Annotated in this window: 21 protein-coding genes; 10 read left to right on the top strand and 11 right to left on the bottom strand. The window is 72.8% G+C overall.

Going from position 1 to position 22,026, the window contains the following annotated elements; translation table 11 throughout:
- Positions 1-281: 281 nt before the first annotated feature.
- Positions 282-3,113 carry an AAA family ATPase gene (locus AB0M30_RS46270; protein ID WP_364598713.1) on the bottom strand — a complete coding sequence of 944 codons (2,832 nt, stop codon included), beginning with the start codon at positions 3,111-3,113 and terminating at the stop codon, positions 282-284.
- 736 nt (positions 3,114-3,849) lie between these two features.
- Between AB0M30_RS46270 and AB0M30_RS46265 the strand changes: the two genes are divergently transcribed.
- Positions 3,850-4,851 (top strand): ABC transporter substrate-binding protein, encoded by a 1,002-nt coding sequence (locus AB0M30_RS46265; protein WP_364598715.1) that lies wholly within the window; start codon positions 3,850-3,852, stop codon positions 4,849-4,851.
- A gap of 23 nt (positions 4,852-4,874) precedes the next feature.
- Here the strand turns inward: AB0M30_RS46265 and AB0M30_RS46260 are convergent, their stop codons facing one another.
- The 5 genes from AB0M30_RS46260 to AB0M30_RS46240 form a co-directional block, all read right to left on the bottom strand.
- On the bottom strand, positions 4,875-5,564 hold the full coding sequence (locus tag AB0M30_RS46260) for a TIGR03943 family protein (protein WP_364598711.1): 690 nt from the start codon (positions 5,562-5,564) through the stop codon (positions 4,875-4,877).
- The gene (locus AB0M30_RS46255; RefSeq protein ID WP_364598708.1) at positions 5,561-6,565 is read right to left on the bottom strand and encodes a permease; all 1,005 of its coding nucleotides are present in this window, start codon (positions 6,563-6,565) and stop codon (positions 5,561-5,563) included. Before AB0M30_RS46255 ends, AB0M30_RS46260 begins: the two co-directional genes overlap by 4 nt.
- Positions 6,566-6,664: 99 nt before the next feature.
- Positions 6,665-7,429, bottom strand: a complete 765-nt coding sequence (locus AB0M30_RS46250; RefSeq protein ID WP_364598705.1) for an SDR family NAD(P)-dependent oxidoreductase — start codon at positions 7,427-7,429, stop codon at positions 6,665-6,667.
- A 13-nt stretch (positions 7,430-7,442) separates the two neighbouring features.
- Complete coding sequence (locus tag AB0M30_RS46245) at positions 7,443-7,769, bottom strand: SMR family transporter (RefSeq protein ID WP_364598703.1); 327 nt, start codon at positions 7,767-7,769, stop codon at positions 7,443-7,445.
- A complete protein-coding gene (locus tag AB0M30_RS46240; RefSeq protein ID WP_364598700.1) occupies positions 7,766-8,104 on the bottom strand; it encodes an SMR family transporter in 339 nt (112 codons plus the stop codon). The genes AB0M30_RS46245 and AB0M30_RS46240 overlap by 4 nt, the downstream gene beginning before the upstream one ends.
- A 139-nt stretch (positions 8,105-8,243) precedes the next feature.
- Here AB0M30_RS46240 and AB0M30_RS46235 point away from each other — a divergent pair, with 139 nt between their 5' ends.
- From AB0M30_RS46235 to AB0M30_RS46210, 6 genes are all read left to right on the top strand, one after another.
- Positions 8,244-8,918 (top strand): class II aldolase/adducin family protein, encoded by a 675-nt coding sequence (locus tag AB0M30_RS46235; protein ID WP_364598697.1) that lies wholly within the window; start codon positions 8,244-8,246, stop codon positions 8,916-8,918.
- On the top strand, positions 8,915-9,868 hold the full coding sequence (locus AB0M30_RS46230; protein ID WP_103343128.1) for a PfkB family carbohydrate kinase: 954 nt from the start codon (positions 8,915-8,917) through the stop codon (positions 9,866-9,868). The genes AB0M30_RS46235 and AB0M30_RS46230 overlap by 4 nt, the downstream gene beginning before the upstream one ends.
- The gene (locus tag AB0M30_RS46225; protein ID WP_364598693.1) at positions 9,855-11,219 is read left to right on the top strand and encodes an FAD-dependent oxidoreductase; all 1,365 of its coding nucleotides are present in this window, start codon (positions 9,855-9,857) and stop codon (positions 11,217-11,219) included. The genes AB0M30_RS46230 and AB0M30_RS46225 overlap by 14 nt, the downstream gene beginning before the upstream one ends.
- Positions 11,220-11,226: 7 nt before the next feature.
- On the top strand, positions 11,227-11,709 hold the full coding sequence (locus tag AB0M30_RS46220) for an SRPBCC family protein (protein WP_364598690.1): 483 nt from the start codon (positions 11,227-11,229) through the stop codon (positions 11,707-11,709).
- Between the two features lie 316 nt (positions 11,710-12,025).
- On the top strand, positions 12,026-12,478 hold the full coding sequence (locus AB0M30_RS46215; protein ID WP_364598687.1) for a hypothetical protein: 453 nt from the start codon (positions 12,026-12,028) through the stop codon (positions 12,476-12,478).
- Positions 12,479-12,679: 201 nt separating this feature from the next.
- A complete protein-coding gene (locus AB0M30_RS46210) occupies positions 12,680-14,323 on the top strand; it encodes a beta-1,3-glucanase family protein (protein WP_364598684.1) in 1,644 nt (547 codons plus the stop codon).
- Here the strand turns inward: AB0M30_RS46210 and AB0M30_RS46205 are convergent.
- From AB0M30_RS46205 to AB0M30_RS46190, 4 genes are all read right to left on the bottom strand, one after another.
- Positions 14,320-15,258, bottom strand: a complete 939-nt coding sequence (locus AB0M30_RS46205) for an NADP-dependent oxidoreductase (protein WP_364598681.1) — start codon at positions 15,256-15,258, stop codon at positions 14,320-14,322. The two genes, AB0M30_RS46210 and AB0M30_RS46205, sit on opposite strands and share 4 nt — an antisense overlap.
- A 60-nt stretch (positions 15,259-15,318) precedes the next feature.
- Positions 15,319-16,173, bottom strand: a complete 855-nt coding sequence (locus tag AB0M30_RS46200; RefSeq protein WP_364598678.1) for a helix-turn-helix domain-containing protein — start codon at positions 16,171-16,173, stop codon at positions 15,319-15,321.
- A gap of 81 nt (positions 16,174-16,254) precedes the next feature.
- Positions 16,255-16,410 (bottom strand): hypothetical protein, encoded by a 156-nt coding sequence (locus tag AB0M30_RS46195; RefSeq protein WP_364598675.1) that lies wholly within the window; start codon positions 16,408-16,410, stop codon positions 16,255-16,257.
- Between the two features lie 55 nt (positions 16,411-16,465).
- Positions 16,466-16,978, bottom strand: a complete 513-nt coding sequence (locus tag AB0M30_RS46190) for a lytic polysaccharide monooxygenase auxiliary activity family 9 protein (RefSeq protein ID WP_364598672.1) — start codon at positions 16,976-16,978, stop codon at positions 16,466-16,468.
- Between the two features lie 274 nt (positions 16,979-17,252).
- On the opposite strand from AB0M30_RS46190, the gene lexA reads away from it, so the two are divergent.
- A complete protein-coding gene (gene lexA / locus AB0M30_RS46185; RefSeq protein ID WP_364598669.1) occupies positions 17,253-17,906 on the top strand; it encodes a transcriptional repressor LexA in 654 nt (217 codons plus the stop codon).
- A 1-nt stretch (position 17,907) separates the two neighbouring features.
- On the opposite strand, the gene AB0M30_RS46180 is transcribed toward lexA, so the two are convergent.
- The gene (locus AB0M30_RS46180) at positions 17,908-19,113 is read right to left on the bottom strand and encodes a cytochrome P450 (protein WP_364598666.1); all 1,206 of its coding nucleotides are present in this window, start codon (positions 19,111-19,113) and stop codon (positions 17,908-17,910) included.
- A 113-nt stretch (positions 19,114-19,226) separates the two neighbouring features.
- Between AB0M30_RS46180 and AB0M30_RS46175 the strand changes: the two genes are divergently transcribed.
- Both AB0M30_RS46175 and AB0M30_RS46170 read left to right on the top strand, forming a co-directional pair.
- Entirely contained in the window at positions 19,227-20,672 is a 1,446-nt protein-coding gene (locus tag AB0M30_RS46175; protein WP_364598663.1) for an MFS transporter, read from the top strand.
- Positions 20,673-20,784: 112 nt separating this feature from the next.
- Entirely contained in the window at positions 20,785-21,540 is a 756-nt protein-coding gene (locus tag AB0M30_RS46170; protein ID WP_364598660.1) for an SDR family oxidoreductase, read from the top strand.
- Positions 21,541-22,026: the final 486 nt, after the last annotated feature.

Below are 22,026 nucleotides of genomic sequence, written 5' to 3'. Positions count from 1 at the left end.
GCCGGTGTCGCGATCGACACTGCGGGCACCCCGGAGGTCCCGAATGAGTCATTCGCGACGTTCGAACCCGCCACCGTACCCGGCTGACAGCGACTCAGCCCGAGGCGGACTGGTGGCGGGCCGCTTCCCGGGCGGTACCGCGCGGACCGCTGTCCCGGGCATCCGAGACGGCGGGCCCCGCGGGTTTCTCGCGCTGGGAGAGTCGGTTCACGTACTTGGACGGTCGGCTCGCGCACCCCGGGAGTCGGCTCGCGTACCGGGAGGGTCGGTTCGGGCTCCGCTCAGCCGGAGGCGGACTGGTGGCGGGCCGCTTCCCGGGCGATGTCGATGCGCGAATGCACGCCCAGCTTCGTCAGGATGTGCGAGACGTGCGTGCCGACCGTGCGCGGGGACAGGTAGAGGCGGCCCGCGATCTGCGGGTTGGACAGGCCTTCGACCACCAGGGCGGCGATCCGGCCCTCGGTCGGGGTGAGGCTGTCCCAGCCGTGCGTGGCCTGGCGGTGCTTCACCTTCGGGCCGCGGCGAATGCCCAGCGCCCGAAATTGGGCGCGCAGCCTGGCCACGTCCCATTGCGCGTCCAGCTCCGCGTAGAGGTCGATGGCGTGGGTGAAGGCGGCCCGCGCCGAACCGCGGTCTTCGGTCCGGGCGTCGGCGAAGGCGAGCGCGGCCGCTTCCAGGGCCTTGGCCCGGGACAGCGGCCGGCCCGCGTCCGCGTAGCCGTCGGCGGCTCGCAGCAACATCGTGCCGTCCCGCTCGAGCAGGCCGCGGCAGTACAGCGCGAGCGCGCGGCGGTGCGGAACCGCTGATTCGGCGGCGATCCCGCGTGCCCGGGCCTCGATCTCCGCCGCGGTCCGCACGTCGCCGATCGCCATCGCCAGCCGGACGGCGTCGCCCAGCCGCTCCTCCCCCGCGTCTTCGCCCGCCGGCACGGCGGTCAGCACGGCGAGCGCCCGCTCCGGCGCGCCGGCGTGCTCGAACGCCAGGCTCCGGGCCCGGACCAGGGATTCCACCACCTCGTCGCCGGCGCGTTCCGAATGCAGGGCGGCGACGTCGAGGTGGTGGCGGGCCGCGGCCGGCTCGTCGCGGTGGAGGTGGATGATCGCGGCGACGCCGTGGTCGCAGCACACCACGCCCGGATCCTTCTGGTCGTCCGGGACGACGTCGACCTCGGCCAGCGCGTCGTCCCACCGGCCGGCGCCCAGCATCAGCTGCCCGATCGCGCTCTGGACCTGGGTCAGCCGGGCCTCGCTGCCGGTGCGCTCGGCCAGGTCGCGCGCCTGCCCGGCGGCGGTGAGCGCGTCGGCGTAGCGGTCGAGCGCGCCGAAGGTGACCGACTGGTTGATGCGCAGCAGCAAGGTGAGTTCGATGAGCGTGGGGTCGCCCCGGACGATGGCGATCGCGCGCTCGAACAGCGGCAGCGCGGCGGCCCACTCGCCGCGCGCCATCGCGCCCTGGGCCAGCACGTGCAACGCCCACCCGGCCGCCCAGCGGTCTTCGGCCGAGCCGAGTTCGGCCAGCGCCGCGGACGCGGCCCGGCCCGCGGAGTCGACTTCGCCGAGGACACGCCGGATCCGCGCGATGAGCACCAGCAACCGGGCCCGGTGCCGGGCCTGCAGCCCCGGCTGGGTCAGTGCCTCGTTGAGCGCGGGGAGGGACTCGGCGGCCCGGCCGGCCGTCCCGCGGCTCTGGACGACCGTCGTGTGCAGGTCGACGCGCACGTCGGGGTCGCGGACGCGATCCAGTGCGCGGCAAGCGATCCGCTCGGCCTGGGCCACGTTGCCCACCCGGTAGTAGGCGTCGGCCAGCCGGCAGGCCAGCGCGCCGGTCACGGCGTCGTCGAGCGGCGCGTCCCGCACCGCGCGCCTCAAGAGTGCGACGGCGACCACGGGCGCCTGGCCGATCAGCGGCATGGCCACGTCGAGCAACCAGCGCACGGCCCAGTCCGGCACCGGCACGCGACTGTCCGTTGTGGACACCATCGGCAGCAGCTGCCGCGCCACCCGCTCGACCGGGGCGTTCGCCTCGGCCAGCGCCCACGCGGCGGACTGGTGCCAGGCGATCCGGACCGCCGTCGGCATTTCGTCGTACAACGCCGTGCGGATCAGCGGGTGCCGGAACTCGAGGTCGTCGCCGGCCGCCACCAGCACGCCGGCGGCGCGGGCCTCGTCGAGCGCGGGCAGCAGGTCGGCGAGCGAAGAGTTCGTCACGGTCACCAGGTCCGCGACCGAGAAGCCGACGCCGAGCAGCGCCGCGGTCCGCAGCACGCCCCGGGCCGGCTCGGTGAGGAAGCCCAGCCGGTCCGCGATGGCTTCCGGCAGGGAATCCGGCGTGGCCGCGCCGGTCAGCTCCGCGACGCCCTCGGGATCGACCTCCAGGCACGAGCTCCTGGTCAGCGCGTCGACCAATTCGGTTAGGTACAACGGATTTCCGGCCGCGCCGGCGGCCAGCTCCTCCAGCAGGGCGCCCGGCTTGCCACCGGCCAGGGCGGCCACCAGCTCGAGCACCGCCGGTTCCGCCAGCCGGGTCAGCCGGAGCCGTTCCGCCGGCCGGACGATCCGGAAGAGCGACCGCAGGTCGTCGCGGCGCGGCACCGGCCGCAGCACCCCGATCAGCAGCAACGGGAGCTGCCGGACCAGGCGGGCGAGCCGGCTCCACACCGCCACCGTCGTGCTGTCGGCCCACTGCAGCTCGTCGACGACCAGCACGGCCGGGCCGTCCTGGCAGAGCTGGTCCACCAGCGCGATCAGCCGTTCGGCGGCCGCGGCGGCGAGGTCGGCGCCCTTGCCCGCGACGGCGCCGCCGCCCAGCAGCTCGGAAACGGCGTCACGACGGGGATCCCGCGTGACCGGCGTGATCTCCAAAGCATCCAGCAGCGGCAGCAGCGGCAGCGCCTGACCGAGTTCGTCGCCGGCGCCCCAGTACACCTGGCAGCCCGCGTCGGTGGCGGCCGCGCAGGCGGACCGGACCAGCGCCGACTTGCCGATCCCGGGCTCGCCGTCGACCAGCACGGCCCGGCCCCGGCCCGCCGCGACGTCACGGATCCAAGCGGCCAGCCGGGACAGCTCGCTGTCCCGGCCGACGAGCAGCTCGGTACCCTCCGTAAGCGGTCGCACACGGGGGATTTTAGAAGTAAAACCCGTTCCCCAACAAGGGGCGCACTTGGCCACGGCGGAACACGGGGCGGTGGTCCCGAGTTCCCGGCCGCGAAACCTCCCATTAGGCAAATGCCCCGAATCGTGATCGGGACGTGATTCACTCGCCCGTCTCGAATGGGTCAATCCGCCATCCGCTCAGCGGTCGCCGGCCGCGCAGCGCCCCCGGACAAGGCGCGGCCGGCGGGGCGGGACACCACCGGATGCGGTGCCGCACCCGGGAAATCATCGCCACATTGATGGCCGGCGACCCCTCTTGCCGTCGACTACGCTGCGTCAACGCGACCGGGGTAGCACCCTCTTGATCCCACCGCGGACATTGCCTGATTTCGCAGACAACTCCGCCAATACCCGCGGCCGGTTCGATTTCGCGGGCGGCGACCACGGTCGGTTCTCCGGTGCGGATTTCCCGGCCGAGCCGTTGTTTTCCGCCTTGCCGGGGTCCCTCGGGCCACGGTTTTCGCACTCCACCGGCGCCGTCGTCGAACTTCACGCCGAGCAACCTCGCGGCCCGCGGCCGCCGAGATCGCGATCAAGAATTCGTGCCGCCATTCTGGTGAATTCCCGGATCCGGCGCCATCACGCATTGTCAAGGGCTGCCGGGGTCCCTACAGTGGCCCGCCTGACGCCGGGGAGTGAATCACCCACCTTCCTTGGAGCCGGTACATCAACTGTCATCTCCTTCGAGGAGCAGACCTTGTTTGGAATCGTCAGGAACAGTGGTCGTGTTCGTGCCGCGCTCGCTCTCGCGGTCGTCGCGGTCGTAACCGGTTGCGGCGCACTCGGCGCCACCGGCTCGGGCGCCTCGTCGAGCGGCGGCGGGCCGGAGAAAACGACGCTGAAGGTTTCGATCCTGCCCACCACGGACCTCGCGCCGTTCTGGCTCGCCCAGGACGAGGGCTACTTCCGGGCCGAGGGCCTCACCGTCGAGTCCGTGATCGCCGCCAGCGGTCAGGCCTCGTTGGCGAAGTCGATCTCGGGCGACGCCGACATCGCGTTCTCGACCTATCCGCCGTTCTTCACCGCCCGCAGCACCGGCGCCGCCGACATGCAGCTGGTCGCCGACGCGACGTCGGTCAACGCGAAGTCCAATGCGATCGTCACGGTCCCGAATTCGCCGGTGAAAACCATCGGCGACCTGGCCACCGCGAAGATCGCCATCACGGCCAAGAACACCGCTTCGGATCTTCTCACCCGTTCGATCATGCAGGACCACAACGTCGATTTCAGCAAGGTGAAATGGGTGCTGATCCCGCTGCCCAACATCGCCGCGGCGCTGCAGCAGGGGCAGGCCGACGCCGCGTACCTGCCGGAGCCGTACATCACGCAGGCCGCCAAGACGGCCGGCGCGATCCCGGTGATCGACGTCAACAGCGGGGCCACCCAGGACTTCCCGCTGACCGGCTACGGCGCCACGCGGAAGTGGGTCAAGGAGAACCCGAAGACCCTGGCCGCGTTCCAGCGCGCCATGCAGAAGGCGACCCACGACGCCACGTTCGACCGCGCCAAGGTCGAGCCGCTGCTGGTGCGCTTCGCCAAGATCGACGAGGACACGGCCAAGCTGCTCACCCTGCCGGGCTACGGCGCGGTCCTGGATTCCCGGCGCCTGCAACGGGTCCCGGACCTGCTGCTGCAGCTCGGCGCCATCCCGTCGCCGATCGACGTGAACTCGATGATCGGCCCGCAGGCGGGCCGGTAGCTGCGCGGGTGCCGGCCGCGCCGCTAGCCGAGGCTTTCGTAGGGATCGGCCGGCGGCGGGACCGGCCGGGCCCGGCCGACGTCGACGAACGGGATGGTTCCGCCGTTGACCGGGTCCACGGCCTGCTCGGCGCTGTAGCCGCCGGTGACCTCCAGCCACGAATCGGGCTGGAGCACCGGCGGAACCCGGCCGGTCAGGCCGACCTTCACCGGCTGGGCGTCCGCCGCGCAGCAGTTCAGGAGCATGCGGACCAGGTACGGCGTGCCACTCGGGTCGAAGGCCACGAACCCGGTGATCGCGACGGTCCGGCCGGCCAGCGACCGGCCGTGGTCGTAGACCGCGCGGTCCGCGTAGTCGATCACCGTCAGCCGGACGGGATCGCCGTCCGGGAGCGGGGTGACGATCCGCGGCGCCGTCACCGCCGTGCCGGCGCGCATCGCGCTGTAGGAGCCCAAAGCCGGTGGTGCGGCGAGGATCAGCGCGAACACCGGCAGCACCAGCAGCCACGAGATCCGGGGCGCCGGCGGCCCGGCCGGGCGGCGCCGCGCGTACCAGACGGTCGCGACGGCCGCGATCACCAGCACCACGCCGGCCGCCAGCACCAGCGGGCGCAGCCCGGCCTTGACGTACCGCAGGTACAGCCCGGTCACGCCGGCGTGGAGCAGGACGCCGCCGACGAGGAACAGCAGGATCGCTTGCACGGTCCGGTTCACAGCAGCACCGCCCCGGTCAGGATCGCGGCCCCCACGGCCACGACGAAGGTCACCGGCGCGAACCGCAGCGCGAACCCGCGGCCGAACGTGGCGGCCTGCATCCCGAACAGCTTCAGGTCGATCATCGGGCCGACGACCAGGAACGCCAGCCGCGCCGTCGGCGAGAACTGCGTCAGCGACGACGCGACGAACGCGTCGGCCTCCGAACAGATCGACAGCAGCACCGCGAGGGCCGACAGGGCCAGCACCCCCACGACCGGATGGCCCGCCGCGGCCTGCAGCCAGCTCGCGGGCACCACGGCCTTGAGGGTCGCGGCGGCCATCGCGCCGCCGACGAGGAAGCCGCCCGCGTGCATGACGTCGTGCCGCACCGATCCCCAGAACACCGCTCCCCTCGGGCCACCGTCGCCGTGCTCGTGCGCGCGGGGACGCAGCCAGTCCGGACGGCCGAGGCGCTGCCACAACCAGCCCATCACGCACGCCGCCGCGAGACTCGCGGCGAACCGGGCGACGACCATCCCCGGCTGCCCGGGGAACGCGACGGCGGTCGCCGTCAGCACCACCGGGTTGATCGCCGGCGCCGACAGCAGGAACGCCACCGCGGCCGAGGGCTGCACGCCGCCGCGCACCAGCGCGCCGGCCACGGGCACCGACGCGCATTCGCAGCCGGGCAGGACCGCGCCGGCCAGTCCGGCGACCGGCACCGCCAGCGACGGCCGTTTCGGCAGCACGCGCGTGAAGAAGGACGGCGGCACGAAGACCGCGAGCCCGGCCGACAGCAGTACGCCGAGGACGAGGAAGGGCAGTGCCTGCACGACCACCGCCACGAACACCGTCATCCAGCTCTGCATGACCGGAGCGGACAACAGCCGCCGAACCGGGCCCTGCGCCAGGAATCCGGCCAACAGGACCAAAGTCAGGACGAGGACGGGGTCGGCGTTCCAGCCCGGCCGTTCGTCCGGTTTCCGGCCCGCGCGGCGGCTTTCCTCGATGGCAGTCATCAGGCGATCTCCCGTGCTTCCGCTCCACACCCGCCCGCTACACGGGCCACGGGACCGTCCGGTTCACCGCGGCACGCGGGCGGGGCACGGCGGATCCGGTCAGCGGGCCAGTTTCCGCAACACCGGCCCGGAAACGGACACCGGCACCGCCCGCAGCACCCGGACCAGCGCGGACGTCGTCCACGGGAAGGACGCGTCGGCCGGCTCCCGCCGCAGGGCCCGGATCACGTGCCGCGCGGCCGTCTTTTCGCTGATCTGGAACGGTTTCGGCAGCCCGTCGGCGTTGACGCGCGCGGTGGCCACGAAGCCGGGGTACAGCGAGGTGAACCGGATCCCCTCGGGCGCGAGCTCGACCCGGGCCGCGTCGATCAGCATGCGCACCGCGGCCTTCGCGGCCGAATACGGTCCCTGGCGCGGGATCCCCATCAAGCCCGCGAGCGAATTGGTCTGGGCGATCAAGCCGCCGCCCTGCCGGCGCAGCTGCGCGATCAGCGGGACGAGGTAGTGCACGGTGACGTCGTAGTTCAGCGCCATCACCCGGGCGATGTCCTCGACCCCGGCCTCGGCCACGGCCACGTCCGGACCCTGGCCCACGTTGAGCAGCGCGACGTCCACCGCGCCGAACTCCGCCACCACCCGCGCCACCACCGCGGCCGCCGCCGCGGGGTCGAGCGCGTCGGCCACGAGGTCGAGGCAGGCGCTCCCCGCCGCGCGGACGTCGGCGGCGACGGCCGCCAGCGCCGCCTCCCGCCGGGCCACGATCGCCAGCCGGTTGCCGTGGCCGGCGAGGTCGCGGGCCACCTGGGCCCCGATGCCCGAGGACGCCCCGACGATCAGGATCGTCTGGTCCACCAGCCGCGCCATCCCACCACCCCCTTCAGTGCGCGGCCGCGCCGAGTTCGATGATCAGCACGCCCGCGGCGATCAGCCCGACGCCGGCAGCCATCCGCCGGGTGAGGGGGTCCTTGAAGAACACGCGCGCCCCGAGCGCCGTCAACGCGACACCGCACGCCGCCCAGACGCCGTACGCGATGCCGACCGGCAGGCCGCGGGCGAGAGCGAGGGCCAGCAACCCGAACGCGCCGAGGTAGCCGGCCGCGACGGGCACGATCCAGCGTTTCTTCTTCAAGCCCTCCGAAGCGCGCAGGGACAGCGTCGCCGCGACCTCGGACAGGATGGCCCCGGCCAGCAGCAGCCACGTCACGAGTCCCCCTCGCGGCCGGTGGGGTGGCCGGTCTCCACCAGCACGACACCGGCGATGACCGCCGCGATCCCGATGCCGATCAGCGGCGTGAACGGCTCGGCGAACAGCACCGTGCCCAGGACCGCGGTGAGCGCGACCCCCGCGGCCGCCCAGATGCCGTAGACGACCCCGATCGGCGTGCCCCCGCGCAACAGGGCGGACAGGGCCACGAACGCGCCGGCGTACCCCGCGACGGTCAGCCCCGCCCACCAGGCGTTGTCGATCGCCGCCCGCAGCGCCAGGGTCGCCGCGACCTCCAGCACGATCGCGGCGGCCAGGATCGCCCATTTCCTCATCGTGGCTCCTCACCGCATCCGGGGCCACGCCGCCGGGGCCGCACCGTTCCTCCGGCGGCGAGCCTACGCATCGCCGCACCGAGACCGGCCGGGCAAACATGAACGTGACTTTGTTTCATGTTTAGCCTACGCTGAGCCGATGACTCAGGGGACAGCGCTCCTGCAGGCCGAGCGGCACGCGGTGGTCGCGGCCTGCCATGACCTGGCCGCCGCCGGGCTGCTGATCGGCACCGCGGGCAACGTGAGCGTGCGCGTGGGCGAGCACGTCGCGGTGACCGCGACCGGCGCCGTGCTCGGGCGCATCACGCCGGAGCAGATCACCGTCGTCGACCTGGCCGGGACCGTCGTGGCCGGGGAGCTCGCGCCGACCTCGGAACTCGAACTGCACTTGGGGCTCTACCGCCGTTCCGGCGCCGGTGCGGTGGTGCACACGCACTCGCCGCAGGCCACCGCGGTGTCGCTGGTGCTCGACGAACTCCCGTGCGTGCACTACCAGCAGCTCCTGCTCGGCGGGGCCGTGCGGGTCGCGCCCTTCGCCGTCTTCGGCAGCGATGAGCTCGCCGAGCACGTGTGGACCGCGCTGGAAGGCAAGTCGGCGGCGCTGATGGCCAACCACGGCGCCGTCGTGCACGGCCCCACGCTCCAGGCGGCGGTGGACAACGCGCTGCTGCTCGAGTGGGCCTGCGAGCTCTACCGGAACGCCGCGTCGATCGGCACGCCCCGGGTCCTGGACACCGCCCAGCAGGCCGCGGTGATCGAAGCCGCGCTGCGGCGCGGCTACGGCAGCACCCAACGGATCGAGGAGGATCTGTGACGCAAACGGTGATCACGCTCGGCGCGCACGTGTTCGACGTGCAGGTGCGGCCGGTCGAAGCCATTCCGGACGGCCAAGGCGCGGCCCTGGTCGAGCAGATCCGGTTCGGCCCGGCCGGGACCGCGGCCGGCACCGCGCTGACGCTGGCCAAGCTCGGCGCGGCCGTCCGCACCGCCGGCGCGATCGGCACCGACCCGATCGGCGACCTGCTGCTGGCCATGCTGACCCGGTACGGCATCGACACCTCCCTGGTGGTCCGCCGCGAGGACGTGCAGACCTCGGCGTCGGTGCTGCCGATCCGGCCCGACGGCAGCCGGCCCGCCTTCCACGTCCCCGGCGCGAACCTCACCTACGGCCCCGGCGACATCGCGGAAGCCGAAGTCGCCCGGGCGACCCACCTGCACCTCGGCGCGCCCGAGCTGATGGGCGGGGAGAACGCGGCGAAGATCCTCGCCCCGGCCCGGGCGGCCGGCGTGGTCACCTCGGCCGACCTGCTCGCCCCCGGCGACCCCGGCATCCTGGCCTGGATCGCCCCCGCGCTGTCCTCTTTGGACTACCTGCTGCCCAACGAGCAGCAGGTCCTCGGGCTCACCGGCGCCGAAACCCTCGAAGACGGCGCCCGCGCGTTGCTCGGCCAGGGCGTCGGCTGTGTCGCCGTCACCCGGGAAGCCCGCGGCGCCTTGGTGATCACCGCGGACGAGGTGATCGCGGTCCCCGCGTTCGCGGTCGACGTCGTCGACACCACCGGCTGCGGCGACGCGTTCTCCGCGGGCTTCCTCCGCGGCATCGGTCTCGGCCGGTCGCCGCGGGACGCCGCCGTGCTCGGCTCGGCCGCCGCGGCCCTGGTCGCCCAGGGGCTGGGCAGCGACCACGGCGAGTTCGACCTGGCGGCCGCCGACGCCTTCGCCGCGGCCACGCCCACGCTGGAGACCGCCGATGCGCCGCACTGACGTCGTCGTGGTCGGCGCGGGCCTCGCCGGGCTCACCGCCGCCCGCGAGCTGACCGCGGCCGGCCGGGACGTCGTCGTCCTCGAAGCCCGCGACCGGGTCGGCGGCCGCACCGTGAACCACGACCTCGGCGACGGCAAGGTGGTGGAGGCGGGCGGCCAGTTCGCCGGCCCCACCCAGGACCACATCCTCGCGCTGGCCAAGCAGGTCGGCGTCGAGACGTTCCCCGCCCACACCGAGGGAGCGTCGGTCTACGTCAACGGCGACCGGGCGCGCCGGTACCGCGGCGACATCCCGCCCGATCCGCTGGCCCTGCCCGACCTCGCGATCGCCATGCGGCGGATCAACCAGCTGGCCGGGAAGATCCCCCTGGAAGCGCCGTGGCGCGCCCCGAAGGCGCGGGCGTGGGACAGCATGACGTTCGAAAGCTGGCTCCGGCACACCACGGCGGGCACCGGCGCGCTGGACCTGGTCAACGTGCTGCTCGGCTCGGCCTACGGCGGCAGCGCCGCCGACGCGTCGCTGCTCTACAGCCTCTGGTACATCGCCGGCTTCGGCAACGAAACCACCCCCGGCACCGTCGAACGCGGCATCGGTGTCACCGGCGGAGCGCAGGAATCCCGCTTCGCCGGCGGCTCCCAGCTGATCTCGCAGCGCATCGGTGACGAGCTCGACGGACGCGTGGTGCTCGGCGCTCCGGTGCGGGCGATCGAGCAGGACGGCGACCGGGTGACGGTGAAGTCCGATGTGGACACCTGGAGCGCGCGGCACGTCGTCGTCGCCGTCCCGCCGGCACTGGCCGCCCGGATCTCCTGGCGCCCGTTGCTGCCACCGCAGCAGGACGCGCTGTTCTCCCGGATGACCTTCGGTGCGCTGATGAAGTGCGAAGCCGTGTACCCGGAGCCGTTCTGGCGGGCCGACGGGCTCAACGGCCAAGCCGTGTTCCGGCGCGCCGCGCCGATCTGTTCCATGTGGGACAACTCCCCGCCCGACGGCAAGCCGGGCGTCCTGATGGGCTTCCTCGGCGGCCCGCAGTGGCACGCCTGGGCGGGCCGGCCGCCGCACGAACGACGCGCCGCCGTGCTGCGCGCCTTCGCCGCCGCCGTGGGGAAAGCCGCGTTGCGCCCGGTGGAGTACTTCGAGCAGGACTGGGTCGGGGAGGAATGGACCCGCGGCGGACCGACGTCCGTGCCCGGGCCCGGCGTGCTGACCGAGCTCGGCCCCTGGCGCGACCGGCCGTTCGGCCGGGTGCACTGGGCCGGCGCCGAGCACGCGGACCACTGGAACGGCTACATGGACGGCGCGGTCCGCTCCGGCGAAACCGCCGCCCACGCCGTCCTCGGCCACGAGTGAAGGGACGATGGTGCGCGACTACACCGTTTCCGAGCAGGCGATCATCCCCCACCCGGTCCGGCGGGTGTGGGACGTGATCTCCGCGACCCACCGCTACGCCGAGTGGGTCCCGACCGTCCTGGAGGTGACCGACCACCACGGCACCGCGGAAATCGGCCGCACCTACCGCGAACGCAACAAGTCGCTCGGCCCGCTGACCACCCGGTCCACCTGGACGGTCCGCGAGATCGACCCGCTGGCCCGCCGCGTCGACACGGGCGTCGGTTTCGCACCGCTGCAGGACCTGACCAACGTGTTCGAGTTCGAGCCGATCACCCGCGGCGACGGTTCGGAGAGCACGCTGATGACGTATGCCGTCCGGTACCGCCTCGGCCTGGGGCCGCTCGGTCCGCTCGTCCACCGCATCGTCGCGGCCGGCTTGCGCGCCGACATGACCCGGGCGATGGACAACCTCGCCGACGTCATCCTCGCCGAGGGCGTCCACCCCTAGCATCGGGCGTCGCAAGTTGTTTGACGTCCGGGAAGAGCGCCCCAATGTGGCCTTCGGTGCGTTGAACGCACCGAAGGCCACATTGGGTGCGTTGAACGCAACCAAGGCCACATTGGGGCGCTCGGGGACCGGGCCGCTGTCACTGAACTTCGGACGCGCGACACTAGCGTCGGGTAAGGGGTGGGGCTGGACCTCGGGCTCCCGCGGCGGCCGGCCACCCGCCTTTGACCCACCTCCATCCCCAGCCGCCGGTTGCGTGCAACCCGGCTGCCTCCTCGTTCCGTCCGGGAAGCAACGGAGCGAAGGAGGCACATCCATGCGAAGGCTGTCCGCCGTCCCGGGCGCGATCCTTCTCGCCCTGACCGCCGTGGCCTGTGGCAACAACGCGTCGCCCGGGTCGGCCGACGCGCTGTGCTCGGCCTCTTACGAACCCCGCGAACTCGTCGACAGCGGGCCCCTTTACCCGCCGTTGCCCGCCACGACGGAAGGCACGCGCGGCGAAAACCGCACCACCGACGCGGCCGCGATCAAGAAGGTCGCCGCCGCCGCGTGTGCCCTGCCGGAACCGCCGTCGGACCCGGTCTGCACCGCCGACATGGGGCCCAGCTTCCGGCTCCGGTTCGTCGACACCCAAGGGCGGACGACCACCCTCACCGCCGGCGATTTCGGCTGCCGGTTCGTCGAAGGGCTGGCGACCCCGCGGGTCGGCGCGAAGCCGCTCTGGGCGGCGCTGGCCGCCGCCGGGCTGCCCGCGCCGCGCGACCGCTGACCGCAGCGTCCACAAAGGACGGTACCCGGACCACCGGCAGCACTGGTCCGGGCAACATGAGGCAGCTTCGAGGGCCGTCCGTACCCGATCCGGGCCGCCGGATGTTGACCCCGCCGGACCGCGTACCTACCGTCCGGTCACCGTCCCGGTGGACGCGGGGCCAGCCGGCCGCGCGGAAGCCGCCCGTTCCGAGGAGGTGCCATGCTGTCGAGGCGTACCTTCGTCACCGCCGGCCTGGTCGCCGCCGCGGCGAGCACGCCGCTGTGGTCCGCCGTCACCACGCCGCGCGCGCGAGCCGCCGCGGCCCTGCCGTTGACGCTGAAGAACAATTCGGGCGGCGGCACCGTCTACGCCTACATCAGCGGCTCGGACACCGCGGGCCGCCCCGGCTTCGTCACCGCCGACGGCCGGTTCCAGGCACTGCCCAATCCCTCCTCGCCGGTGACGCCGGTCCCGGACTACGCCATCCCGCTCGGCGGCTCGGGGTCCCAGCTCACGGTGACGCTGACCGACTACCTCATCGGCGGCCGGGTGTGGTTCTCGGTCGACAAGAAGATCCAGTTCTTCGTCAACCCCGGGCCCGGCCTGGTGCAGCCCGGCTTCACCAGCTCGGACCCGAACTGGCAGACGAACTGGACGTTCTGCGAGTTCACCTACAACAGCGCGAACCTCTACGCGAACATCAGCTACGTCGACATGGTGGCGCTGCCGGTGTCGATGGCCACCACCGGCGCGGCGGGCGCGCAGTCGGTCAGCCCGCTGCCGTCCGGCGCCCTCGGGAGCATCGCGGACGGCCTGCGCGCGCAGCACGGCACCGACGGCGCGCCCTGGGACCGGCTCGTCGTCACCGACAGCGCCGGCAAGGTGGTGCGGGTGCTCGCGCCCGGCCACTCCCCCGTCGACTTCGGCGGTTACTGGACGAACTACCTCAACGCCGTCTGGGACCACTACCGCACGACCCCGCTGACGATCAACGGCCAGGGCGGCATCGGCTCCTACACCGGCACGGTCAGCGGCGACGCGATCGTGTTCGGCGGCCTGAACACCAACGGCGTGCCGTTCACCAAGCCGAGCGCGGCGGACATCTTCGGCTGCGCGAGCGGACCGCTGTACAACTCCGGCAGCGACGCCCGGGGCGCGGTCGCCGCCCGGCTGGCCGCCGCGCTGAACCGCAGCAGCCTGCTGGTGAGCGGCGGGAACAACCAGCCCGACGGCGTCCCACCCGCGCAGTACTACCGGGACGCCACCACCAACCACTACGCCCGCCTGGTGCACCAGTACGCCTCGATCGGCTACGCCTTCCCGTACGACGACGTCGGCCCGACCGGGGCCCAGCCCGTCGACGGCCACCTCCAGGACCCGGCCCCGACGTCCTGGACGGTCTCGCTCGGACCGGGCGCGGGCGGCGGCACCACCCCGCCCGGCTCCGGCGGCACGAGCGCGTACTCCACCATCCAGGCGGAGGCCTACAACGCCCAGAGCGGCACCCAGAACGAGACGTGCGGCGACACGGGCGGCGGGGTGGACGTCGGCTGGATCGCGGACGGCGACTGGCTGAAGTACGCCCGCGTCGACTTCGGGTCGAGCTCGCCGAACCAGTTCGTCGCCCGCCTCGCCTCGGGGGCGGCCGCCGGGGTCAGCGGCGCCATCCGGGCCCGCCTGGACAGCGTGACGGGCCCGGTGGTCGCCGAGATCGACTTCGCGAACAACGGCGGCTGGCAGCAGTGGCAGACCGTGCCGGCCAACGTCGTCGCCTCGGCGACCGGCGTGCACGACCTCTACCTGACGTTCTCCGGGAGCTCGGCGGACTTCGTCAACATCAACTGGTTCACCTTCACCCGCTAGGCGGATCGAGGAAGGACGACGACCTTGCCGTGCACCGCGCCTTCGGCGGCCCGGGCGTGCAGGGCGGCCAGTTCGGCCAGCGGGACCTGCTCGGCGACGTCGACGCGCAGTTCGCCGCGGTCGACCTGGGCGACCAGTTGCGCCAGCTGGTCGGCGTCGCTGCGGACGAACAGGTCGATGCCGCGCACGCCGCGCTCTTCGTCGGAAGGGGCGGGCATCCACACGGTCGTGTTGACCAGGACGCCGCCGGGGCGGACCAGGGTGACCAGCGCGGCCAGTTGTTCCGGGGTGACCGGGGCGAGGTTGAGCACGACATCGACCGGTTCGGTCACCGCCGTGATCACGTCGGTGGCGGTGTGGTCGATGACTTCGTCGGCAGCCTTGACCGCGTCGGTGCTGCGGGGGCCGGCGGTGGCGATGACGTGGGCGCCGGCGTTCTTGGCCAGCTGCAGGGCGTAGCCGCCGACCGCGCCTCCGGCCCCGTTGATCAGTACGCGTTGCCCGGTTGTCAGGTGGGCGTGGTCGAACAGCGCCTGATACGCGGTCAGCCCCACCAGCGGCAGCGCGGCAGCCTCGGGCAGGGGGACGGTCTTCGGTGCGGAGGTGAGGATTTCGGCGGGGGCGAGGACGTATTCGGCGGCGGCGCCGGGCTGGTCCATCGGCAGGAAGCCGACGACCTCGTCACCGACCGCCAGGCCGTCCACGTCTGCGCCGAGTGCGTCGACCGTGCCGGCGACGTCGATACCCGGGGTATGGGGCAGCGACGTCGCGATCGGGCCCTGCATGAACCCGCCGCGGATGTTGCCGTCGACGGAGTTGAACGACGTCGCGGCGACCCGGACCCGGACCTGCCCCGCGGCCGGGACGGGCAGCTCGACGTCCTCGTAACGCAGGACGCCGGGGGCACCGTACTCGTGGAACCGCACTGCCTTCATCGAGCTGCTCGCTTTCGTCCGTGATCCACTTCGCCCCCAGGATCGCGGCCGCGGGCCGGATCAGCCTGGGCCGGCTTGGCCCACCTTGACGACGGACGGCCGGCCCGCAGCGCCGACGACCTCGCCCAGCCGGGCCGCGTCGGCCGAACCCGGTGCCGCGGTGAGGATCACCGCCATCAGGTCGTCCCCCGGCACTTCCAGGAGGTGGCCGTCGAGCGTGATGTCCGCGCCGTCCGGATGCTTGAACACCGCGCGGTTCTCGTACGCGGCCACCGGTTCCGGGGCGCGCCACAAGGTGTCGAACGATCGGCTCGTGCTCCGCAGCTCGTCGACGAGCTCGGCGAGCGCCGCGTCCGCGGGGTGGCGCAGGGCGGTGTCCCGCAGCCGGGCGGCGAGCATCGCCCGGAAGCCGGCCGCGCGCTCGTCGGTCCGGCTGATCCCGCGGGGTGCGTCGCGGAACGTGCGCCAGGCGACGTTCCAGTCCCGCTCGTGCCCGGTCGGGCCGCCGGCCTGCAGCGCGAACCACGCACCGTTGACGGCGACCACGTTCCACGCCGCGTCGGTCAGGAAGGCGGGGGTGCCGCCGAACCGTTCCAGCAGCCGCAGCGCCGCCGCGCCGGCCTCGCGCGGCACCTGCCCGTCCACCGCGGCGTACCCGGCCAGTGCGCAGAGCCGTTCGTAGTCCGCCCGCCCGAGCCGCAACGCCCCGGCGATGGCGGTCACCACCCCGGCCGAGGGGTGGCGGCGCCCCTGCTCCAGCCGCCGCACGTAGTCCGCGGACACCCCGGCCAGCTCGGCGAGCTCCTCCCGCCGCAGCCCGCGGGTCCGCCGCCGCCCGCCCGGCAGCCCGGCCACGGCCGGGTCGGTGCTTTCGCGCAGCCGGCGCACCGCGGCGCCGAGATCGTGCAGAGCCATGGCACCAGGTTTACCAGCGGTTCGTCACCACGCTGGTCCTTCCGGTGTGGACAGCTCGGGCAAGCCGCCCGAGGCCGCCCTTCACGGCTGTCTCCGGACCTCGGCGGGGCGCCCCGCGCTCCAGTGCACGCTCTCCACCGCGGGCAGCTCCAGGAGGGCGCCGAGGTCACCGACGGCCGGGCAGGTCGCGGCCGAACCCCAGGTCCGGGATCGCCGGTCCGCCCGGACGGCACGCACCCGGCGGTTCGCGGTCCGGCCACAGCGTCCACTGTGGCCGGACCGCGAACCGGGGTCAGCTCACCTGCAGGTCGATGCAGGCGTAGAACGCGTTCGCCGTGTCGGCGATGTTCCACACCGCCAGCACCGTCTGGCGGCCCGTGTGGCTGCCCAGGTTCACCTGGTGGGCGACGGTCGACGGCGGCTGCTGGTTGTTGCCGCTCACTTCCGCGATCTTCTGGCCGCCGATGAAGTACTGGTAGTTCGACGTGCGGTGGCGCGCGGTGAAGGTCCAGTTGAAGGTCACCGTGCGGCCGACGTTCGCGGCGCGCCAGCCCTTGCCGTTGTCGTTGAGCTCGGCGAACTGGGCCACCCCGCCGTTGCAGGACCGCAGGCCCTTGGGGCCTTCCACGCTCTGGGGCTCGTACTGGATCTGCCCGCACGACACGACGTGCTGGGCACACTGCGCCTGCCGGCTGGCCGGCGAGCTGACGTACCCGTGCGCGCTCGCGATCCCGGCGGGGTTGAGCACCACCAGGACGGGGGCCAGGAGGACACCCGCCGCGGCCGCGACCAGTTTGCGGTTCATACCAGCTCCTTCGGGGACAGGCTCGCCTCCCGCCGCCGGGCACGGCGAAACCGCGGCCCCGGCCTCGCTGGGAGGTCCGCCGCGACGGGAAGGGTTACGAGCGAAGGAAAATTGTGGTCTAGACCATACGTCGATTCGTTACCCAGGTCAACGGCTGGCAAAGCCGGGAATGCTGTTGGTAAGGCGCCAACTGTCACCCGGTGTTCCGTTGAGCGGGACCGCACCGGCCGGACCGGCGGCGAGGCGCGGGACGCGTGCCTCTAGGATCACGCCGGTGACCACCTACGACGACACGTTCGAGCACCTCGACCCCTCGGCCCTGCCGGAGCGGCAGCAGCGGATCCTGGTCGCGATCCGGGACTGGGTGGTCCAGTACGGCTACTCCCCCAGCACCCGCGAGCTCGGCGAGGCCGTCGGCCTGCAGTCGACGTCGTCGGTGTCGAAGCACCTGGCCAGCCTCGAAGACAAGGGTTACCTGCGCCGCGGCGCCACGGTGTCGCGCCCGATCGACGTGCGCGCGTTCCTGCACGGCCCGGCCGCCGCCGAGGACGGCGACTCGGTGCCGGTGCCCGTGGTCGGCGACATCGCGGCCGGCACCCCGATCTCGGCGGTCGAGCACACCGAGGACGTCCTCAAGCTGCCTCGCGACCTCACTGGCCGCGGCACGGTGTTCGGCCTGCGCGTCCGCGGCGACTCGATGATCGACGCCGCCATCTGCGACGGCGACATCGTGGTGGTCAAGCAGCAGTCCGAGGCCCATTCGGGGCAGATCGTGGCGGCGATGATCGACGAAGAGGCGACGGTCAAGGTCTATCGCCGCCGCAACGGCCACGTGTACCTCGAGCCCCGCAACCCGGCCTACGACGTCATCGACGGCGACCGCGCGGTCATCCTCGGCACGGTCGTGTCGGTGCTGCGCAGCGTCTGACTCACCAGGTGACCGGCAGCTCGTACACGCCGTACACCGACCCGTCGTGCTTGAACGGGATCTTCCCGGCCTCGGTGGCCAAGGCCAGCGTCGGGATCCGCCGGTACAGCGTGCTGTAGACGACCTGCAGCTCCAGCCGGGCCAGCGGCTGGCCGAGGCACTGGTGGACGCCGAAGCCGAAGGCCACGTGGCGGTGCGCGTCGCGGGTCAGGTCCAGCCGGTCGCCGTCGGGGAAGACTTCCGGATCGCGGTTGGCGATGTCGTTGGCCATGATCAGGCCTTCGCCCGCGCGGACGGTCTCCCCGGCGATCTCGATGTCCTCCAGCGCGACGCGGCGACGCCCGTTGTGCGTGATGTTCAGGTAGCGCAGCAGTTCCTCGACCGCCGACGCGACCAGGGCCGGGTCGTCGCTCTCGCGCAGCAGCGCCAGCTGGTCCGGGTGCTCCAGCAGGGCGAGGGTGCCCAGCGCGATCATGTTCGCCGTCGTCTCGTGGCCGGCGATGAGCAGCAGGACCCCCATCTGCGCCGCTTCGACCCGGGTCAGCTCCCCCGCCGCGACGCGGCCGGCCAGCCCCGAGAGCAGGTCGCCGGTGGGGTGTTCGAGCTTCTCGCCCACCAGCCGGTCGAGGTAGCCGATCAGCGCCTGGTGCCCGGCGGCCCGCTCCTCGGGCCGGGCGTCACGGCGGATGATGACCTTGCTGTTCTCCTGGAAGAAGCCGTGGTCGGCGTACGGGACGCCCAGCAGTTCGCAGATCACCAGTGACGGCACCGGCAGCGCGAACGCCTCGACGAGGTCCACCGGCTTCGGGCCGGCCAGCAGCTCGTCGATCACGTCGTCGACGATCTTCTGGACGGCCGGGCGCATCGCGGCGACGCGGCGGATCGTGAACGGCGCCGTCACCATCTTGCGCAGCCGCGCGTGCTCGGGGTTGTCCATCAGGATGAAGCCGATGCCGGTGCCGCCCTTCGGCAGCGGCGCCGGGCTCGGGTACCCGGGCCGCGTGATGTCGGCGCTGACCCGGGGATCGGCCAGCAGCGCCCGCTGGTCGGCGTAGCGGGTCACCAGCCACGGCGTGCTGCCGTCCCACAGCCGGACGCGGGCGAGCGGGGCCGCTTCCTGCAGCGCGCGGGCGGCGGGCGGCGGGTCGAACGGGCAGCCCGCGGCCCGGGTCATCGGGAACTCGGGGATCTCGGCGGTGCTCGTCATCGTTCCTCCGCGGTGGCCGTCGGTTCGTGATCAGTCAACCGAAGACTGCTACGCTAAGTCAAGCGACTGATTTAATTTGGCCGCGTCACCCCACTGCCCCCGGAGGACCGCTCGTGCCCGACCCATCCACGTCCGCCCGGGAGGCCTCGCCGCGCGCGAACCTCGTCGTCGCGGTCCTCGCGGTCGCGGGCATCACCGTCTCGCTGATGCAGACGCTGGTCATCCCGCTGATCCCGGCGCTGCCCGGGCTGCTGCACGCCTCCGCGGCCGACGCCACCTGGGCCATCACCGCCACCCTGCTCGCGGGCGCGGTGGCGACGCCGACCATGGGCCGGCTCGGCGACATGTACGGGAAACGGCGGATGCTGCTGATCAGCCTCGGCGCGCTGGTCGCCGGCTCCACGATCGGCGCACTGTCCGACAGCCTCGTGCCGATGGTCGCCGGGCGGGCCCTGCAGGGCCTCGCCGCCGGCGTCATCCCGCTCGGGATCAGCATCATGCGCGACGAGCTGCCCGCCGAACGGCTCGGCTCCGCCACGGCGCTGATGAGCGCGTCACTCGGCGTCGGCGGCGCCCTGGGCCTGCCCGCGGCGGCACTGCTGGCCGAGAACGCCGACTGGCACGCGCTCTTCTGGACCGCGGCCGGCCTGGGCGTGGTCGTCACGGCACTGGTCGTCGCGCTCGTGCCGGAGTCGCCGGTCCGGACCGGCGGCCGGTTCGACGTGCCCGGCGCGGCCGGGTTGTCGATCGCGCTGGTGTGCCTGCTGCTGGCCATCTCCAAGGGGGCCGACTGGGGCTGGGGCAGCGCGGCGACGCTGGGCCTGTTCGCGGTCGCCGTCGTCGTCCTGCTGCTGTGGGGCCGCTGGGAGCTGCGGACGGCGCGGCCGCTGGTGGACCTGCGGACGACCGCGCGGCGCCAGGTGCTGCTGACCAACATCGCCTCGGCGGTGTTCGGCTTCGCGATGTTCGCGATGTCCCTGGTGCTGCCGCAGCTGCTGCAGCTGCCGGCGGCCACCGGGTACGGCCTCGGGAAGTCGATGCTGGCGGTGGGTCTGGTGATGGCGCCGTCCGGGCTGGTGATGATGGCGCTGGCCCCGGTGTCCGCGCGCATCTCGGCCACCCGCGGCCCGAAGACGACGCTGATGCTCGGCGCGGTGGTCGTCGCCGCCGGGTACGCGCTCGGGATCGTCCTGATGAGCGCGGCCTGGCACCTGGTGCTGATCTCGAGCATCATCGGCGCGGGCATCGGGCTCGCCTACGGCGCGATGCCGGCGCTCGTCATGGGTGCGGTGCCGGTGTCGGAAACCGCGGCCGCCAACAGCCTCAACACATTGATGCGCTCGATCGGCACGTCGGTTTCCAGCGCCACCGCCGGACTGATCCTCGCCCGGCTGACGATCTCGTTCGGACCGGCGACTCTGCCGTCCCAGAACGGGTTCCGGCTGGTGCTGGGCATGGGCTCGGCGGCGGCGCTGATCGCGCTGGCCGTGGCGGCGTTCCTGCCGGGACGGTCCCCGGTGGCGGCGACTCCGGCGCCGGTTGCCGTGGCCGGCCGCTGACCGGCCGCCCGCCGGCCGGTGCGCGCGTGGTGCGCGTCCGGTCAGCGGCGGGCGGAAACCTTCGGGTCAGCGCCGGGCCACGACGGTCCGGCACCGACCTTCGGGAGCCGGAATGACGAAGAACGCTTTGGTGACGGGGGCTTCGCGGGGCATCGGCCGCGCGGTGGCGCTGCGGCTGGCCGCGGACGGAGCGGTGGTCGCGGTGCACCACGGCGGCAACGAGGTGGCGGCCAAGGAAACGGTGTCCCTGATCGAGAACGCGGGCGGCCACGCCTTCCCGGTGGCGGCGCGGTTCGGTGAGCCGGGGGCGGTCGACCGGCTGGCCGAGGCGGTCACCTCGGCGTTCGGGGGCGGTTTGGACATCCTCGTCAACAACGCGGGTATCAGCTCGCACAGCTCGATCGAGGCCTTGACCGAGGAGGAGCTCGACCGGCTTCTCGCGGTGAACGTGAAGGCGCCGATGCTGCTGATCCAGCGGCTGCTGCCGGTGCTCAACGACGGTGGCCGGATCGTGACGGTCGGTTCGATGGCGACGCGCATCGCGGTGTCGTCGCAGATCGGTTACACGGTGAGCAAAGCGGCCATCGAGGCGATGGCGCCGACGCTGGCGAATGAGCTGGGTCATCGGGGGATCACGGTCAATACGGTGGCGCCGGGGCCGATCCGGACGGATATGACGGAGCCGATGCTCGCGGTTCCGGAAGCGGCGGCCGGGCTTGCGGCGATTGCGGCGCTGGGGCGGGTTGGGGAGCCGGAGGATGTGGCTGAGGTGGTGGGGTTTTTGGCTGGGGCGGGGGGTCGGTGGGTTACTGGGCAGACCTTGGATGTTTCGGGTGGGACGTTTCTTGGGCCGATTGCGGGTGGATGAGGGTTTTTGGTGGGTTAGGTGTGCCGAGATCTGTGGTTCGTTGCGGGAATTCCGTGCGCAGTCACGGGAGATCCGTGCGCAGTCACGCGAAACCCGCGCTCAGCCAGCGAAACCCGCGCGCAATCCCACGAAAACCCTCCTCAGTCACGCGAGACCCGCGCTCAACCACGCGAAGCCTGTCCTCAGACACACGAGTTCTGTCCTCAGCCACGCGAAACCCGCGCCCAACCGCGCGAGTTCCTGCTCGGCCGTGTGACTGGCAGGGCATCTCGCGTGACCGAGGGGGGTCTCCCGTGACTGGCGGGGCATCGTCCGGGAGCCGCGAGGCATCTCGCGTGGCTGGCGGGGCATCTCGCGTGATTGGCGGGGCATCATGCGGATTCTCGTTCCGCCGACCCGAACGCCGGATTGTTCAACGGCCGTCACGCCGCGTCAAGGCGGGAAAGCGTGCCTTGACCCGGCGTGCCGGCCGCTGAGGCGGCTGCG

It is taken from the genome of Amycolatopsis sp. NPDC051716 (genome assembly GCF_040681595.1).
Classification (GTDB): domain Bacteria; phylum Actinomycetota; class Actinomycetes; order Mycobacteriales; family Pseudonocardiaceae; genus Amycolatopsis.
Note: the sequence above shows the minus strand (reverse complement) of the source record. Positions and strands in the feature narration are given on the sequence as shown.

Bases quoted from the DNA above. Each gene is read 5' to 3' on its own strand.
- AB0M30_RS46255 (WP_364598708.1), bottom strand. From the start codon at position 6,565: ATGACTGCCATCGAGGAAAGCCGCCGCGCGGGCCGGAAACCGGACGAA.
- AB0M30_RS46250 (WP_364598705.1), bottom strand. From the start codon at position 7,429: ATGGCGCGGCTGGTGGACCAGACGATCCTGATCGTCGGGGCGTCCTCG.
- AB0M30_RS46240 (WP_364598700.1), bottom strand. From the start codon at position 8,104: ATGAGGAAATGGGCGATCCTGGCCGCCGCGATCGTGCTGGAGGTCGCG.
- AB0M30_RS46235 (WP_364598697.1), top strand. From the start codon at position 8,244: ATGACTCAGGGGACAGCGCTCCTGCAGGCCGAGCGGCACGCGGTGGTC.
- AB0M30_RS46225 (WP_364598693.1), top strand. From the start codon at position 9,855: ATGCGCCGCACTGACGTCGTCGTGGTCGGCGCGGGCCTCGCCGGGCTC.
- AB0M30_RS46220 (WP_364598690.1), top strand. From the start codon at position 11,227: ATGGTGCGCGACTACACCGTTTCCGAGCAGGCGATCATCCCCCACCCG.
- AB0M30_RS46215 (WP_364598687.1), top strand. From the start codon at position 12,026: ATGCGAAGGCTGTCCGCCGTCCCGGGCGCGATCCTTCTCGCCCTGACC.
- AB0M30_RS46210 (WP_364598684.1), top strand. From the start codon at position 12,680: ATGCTGTCGAGGCGTACCTTCGTCACCGCCGGCCTGGTCGCCGCCGCG.
- AB0M30_RS46205 (WP_364598681.1), bottom strand. From the start codon at position 15,258: ATGAAGGCAGTGCGGTTCCACGAGTACGGTGCCCCCGGCGTCCTGCGT.
- AB0M30_RS46200 (WP_364598678.1), bottom strand. From the start codon at position 16,173: ATGGCTCTGCACGATCTCGGCGCCGCGGTGCGCCGGCTGCGCGAAAGC.
- AB0M30_RS46190 (WP_364598672.1), bottom strand. From the start codon at position 16,978: ATGAACCGCAAACTGGTCGCGGCCGCGGCGGGTGTCCTCCTGGCCCCC.
- AB0M30_RS46180 (WP_364598666.1), bottom strand. From the start codon at position 19,113: ATGACGAGCACCGCCGAGATCCCCGAGTTCCCGATGACCCGGGCCGCG.
- AB0M30_RS46170 (WP_364598660.1), top strand. From the start codon at position 20,785: ATGACGAAGAACGCTTTGGTGACGGGGGCTTCGCGGGGCATCGGCCGC.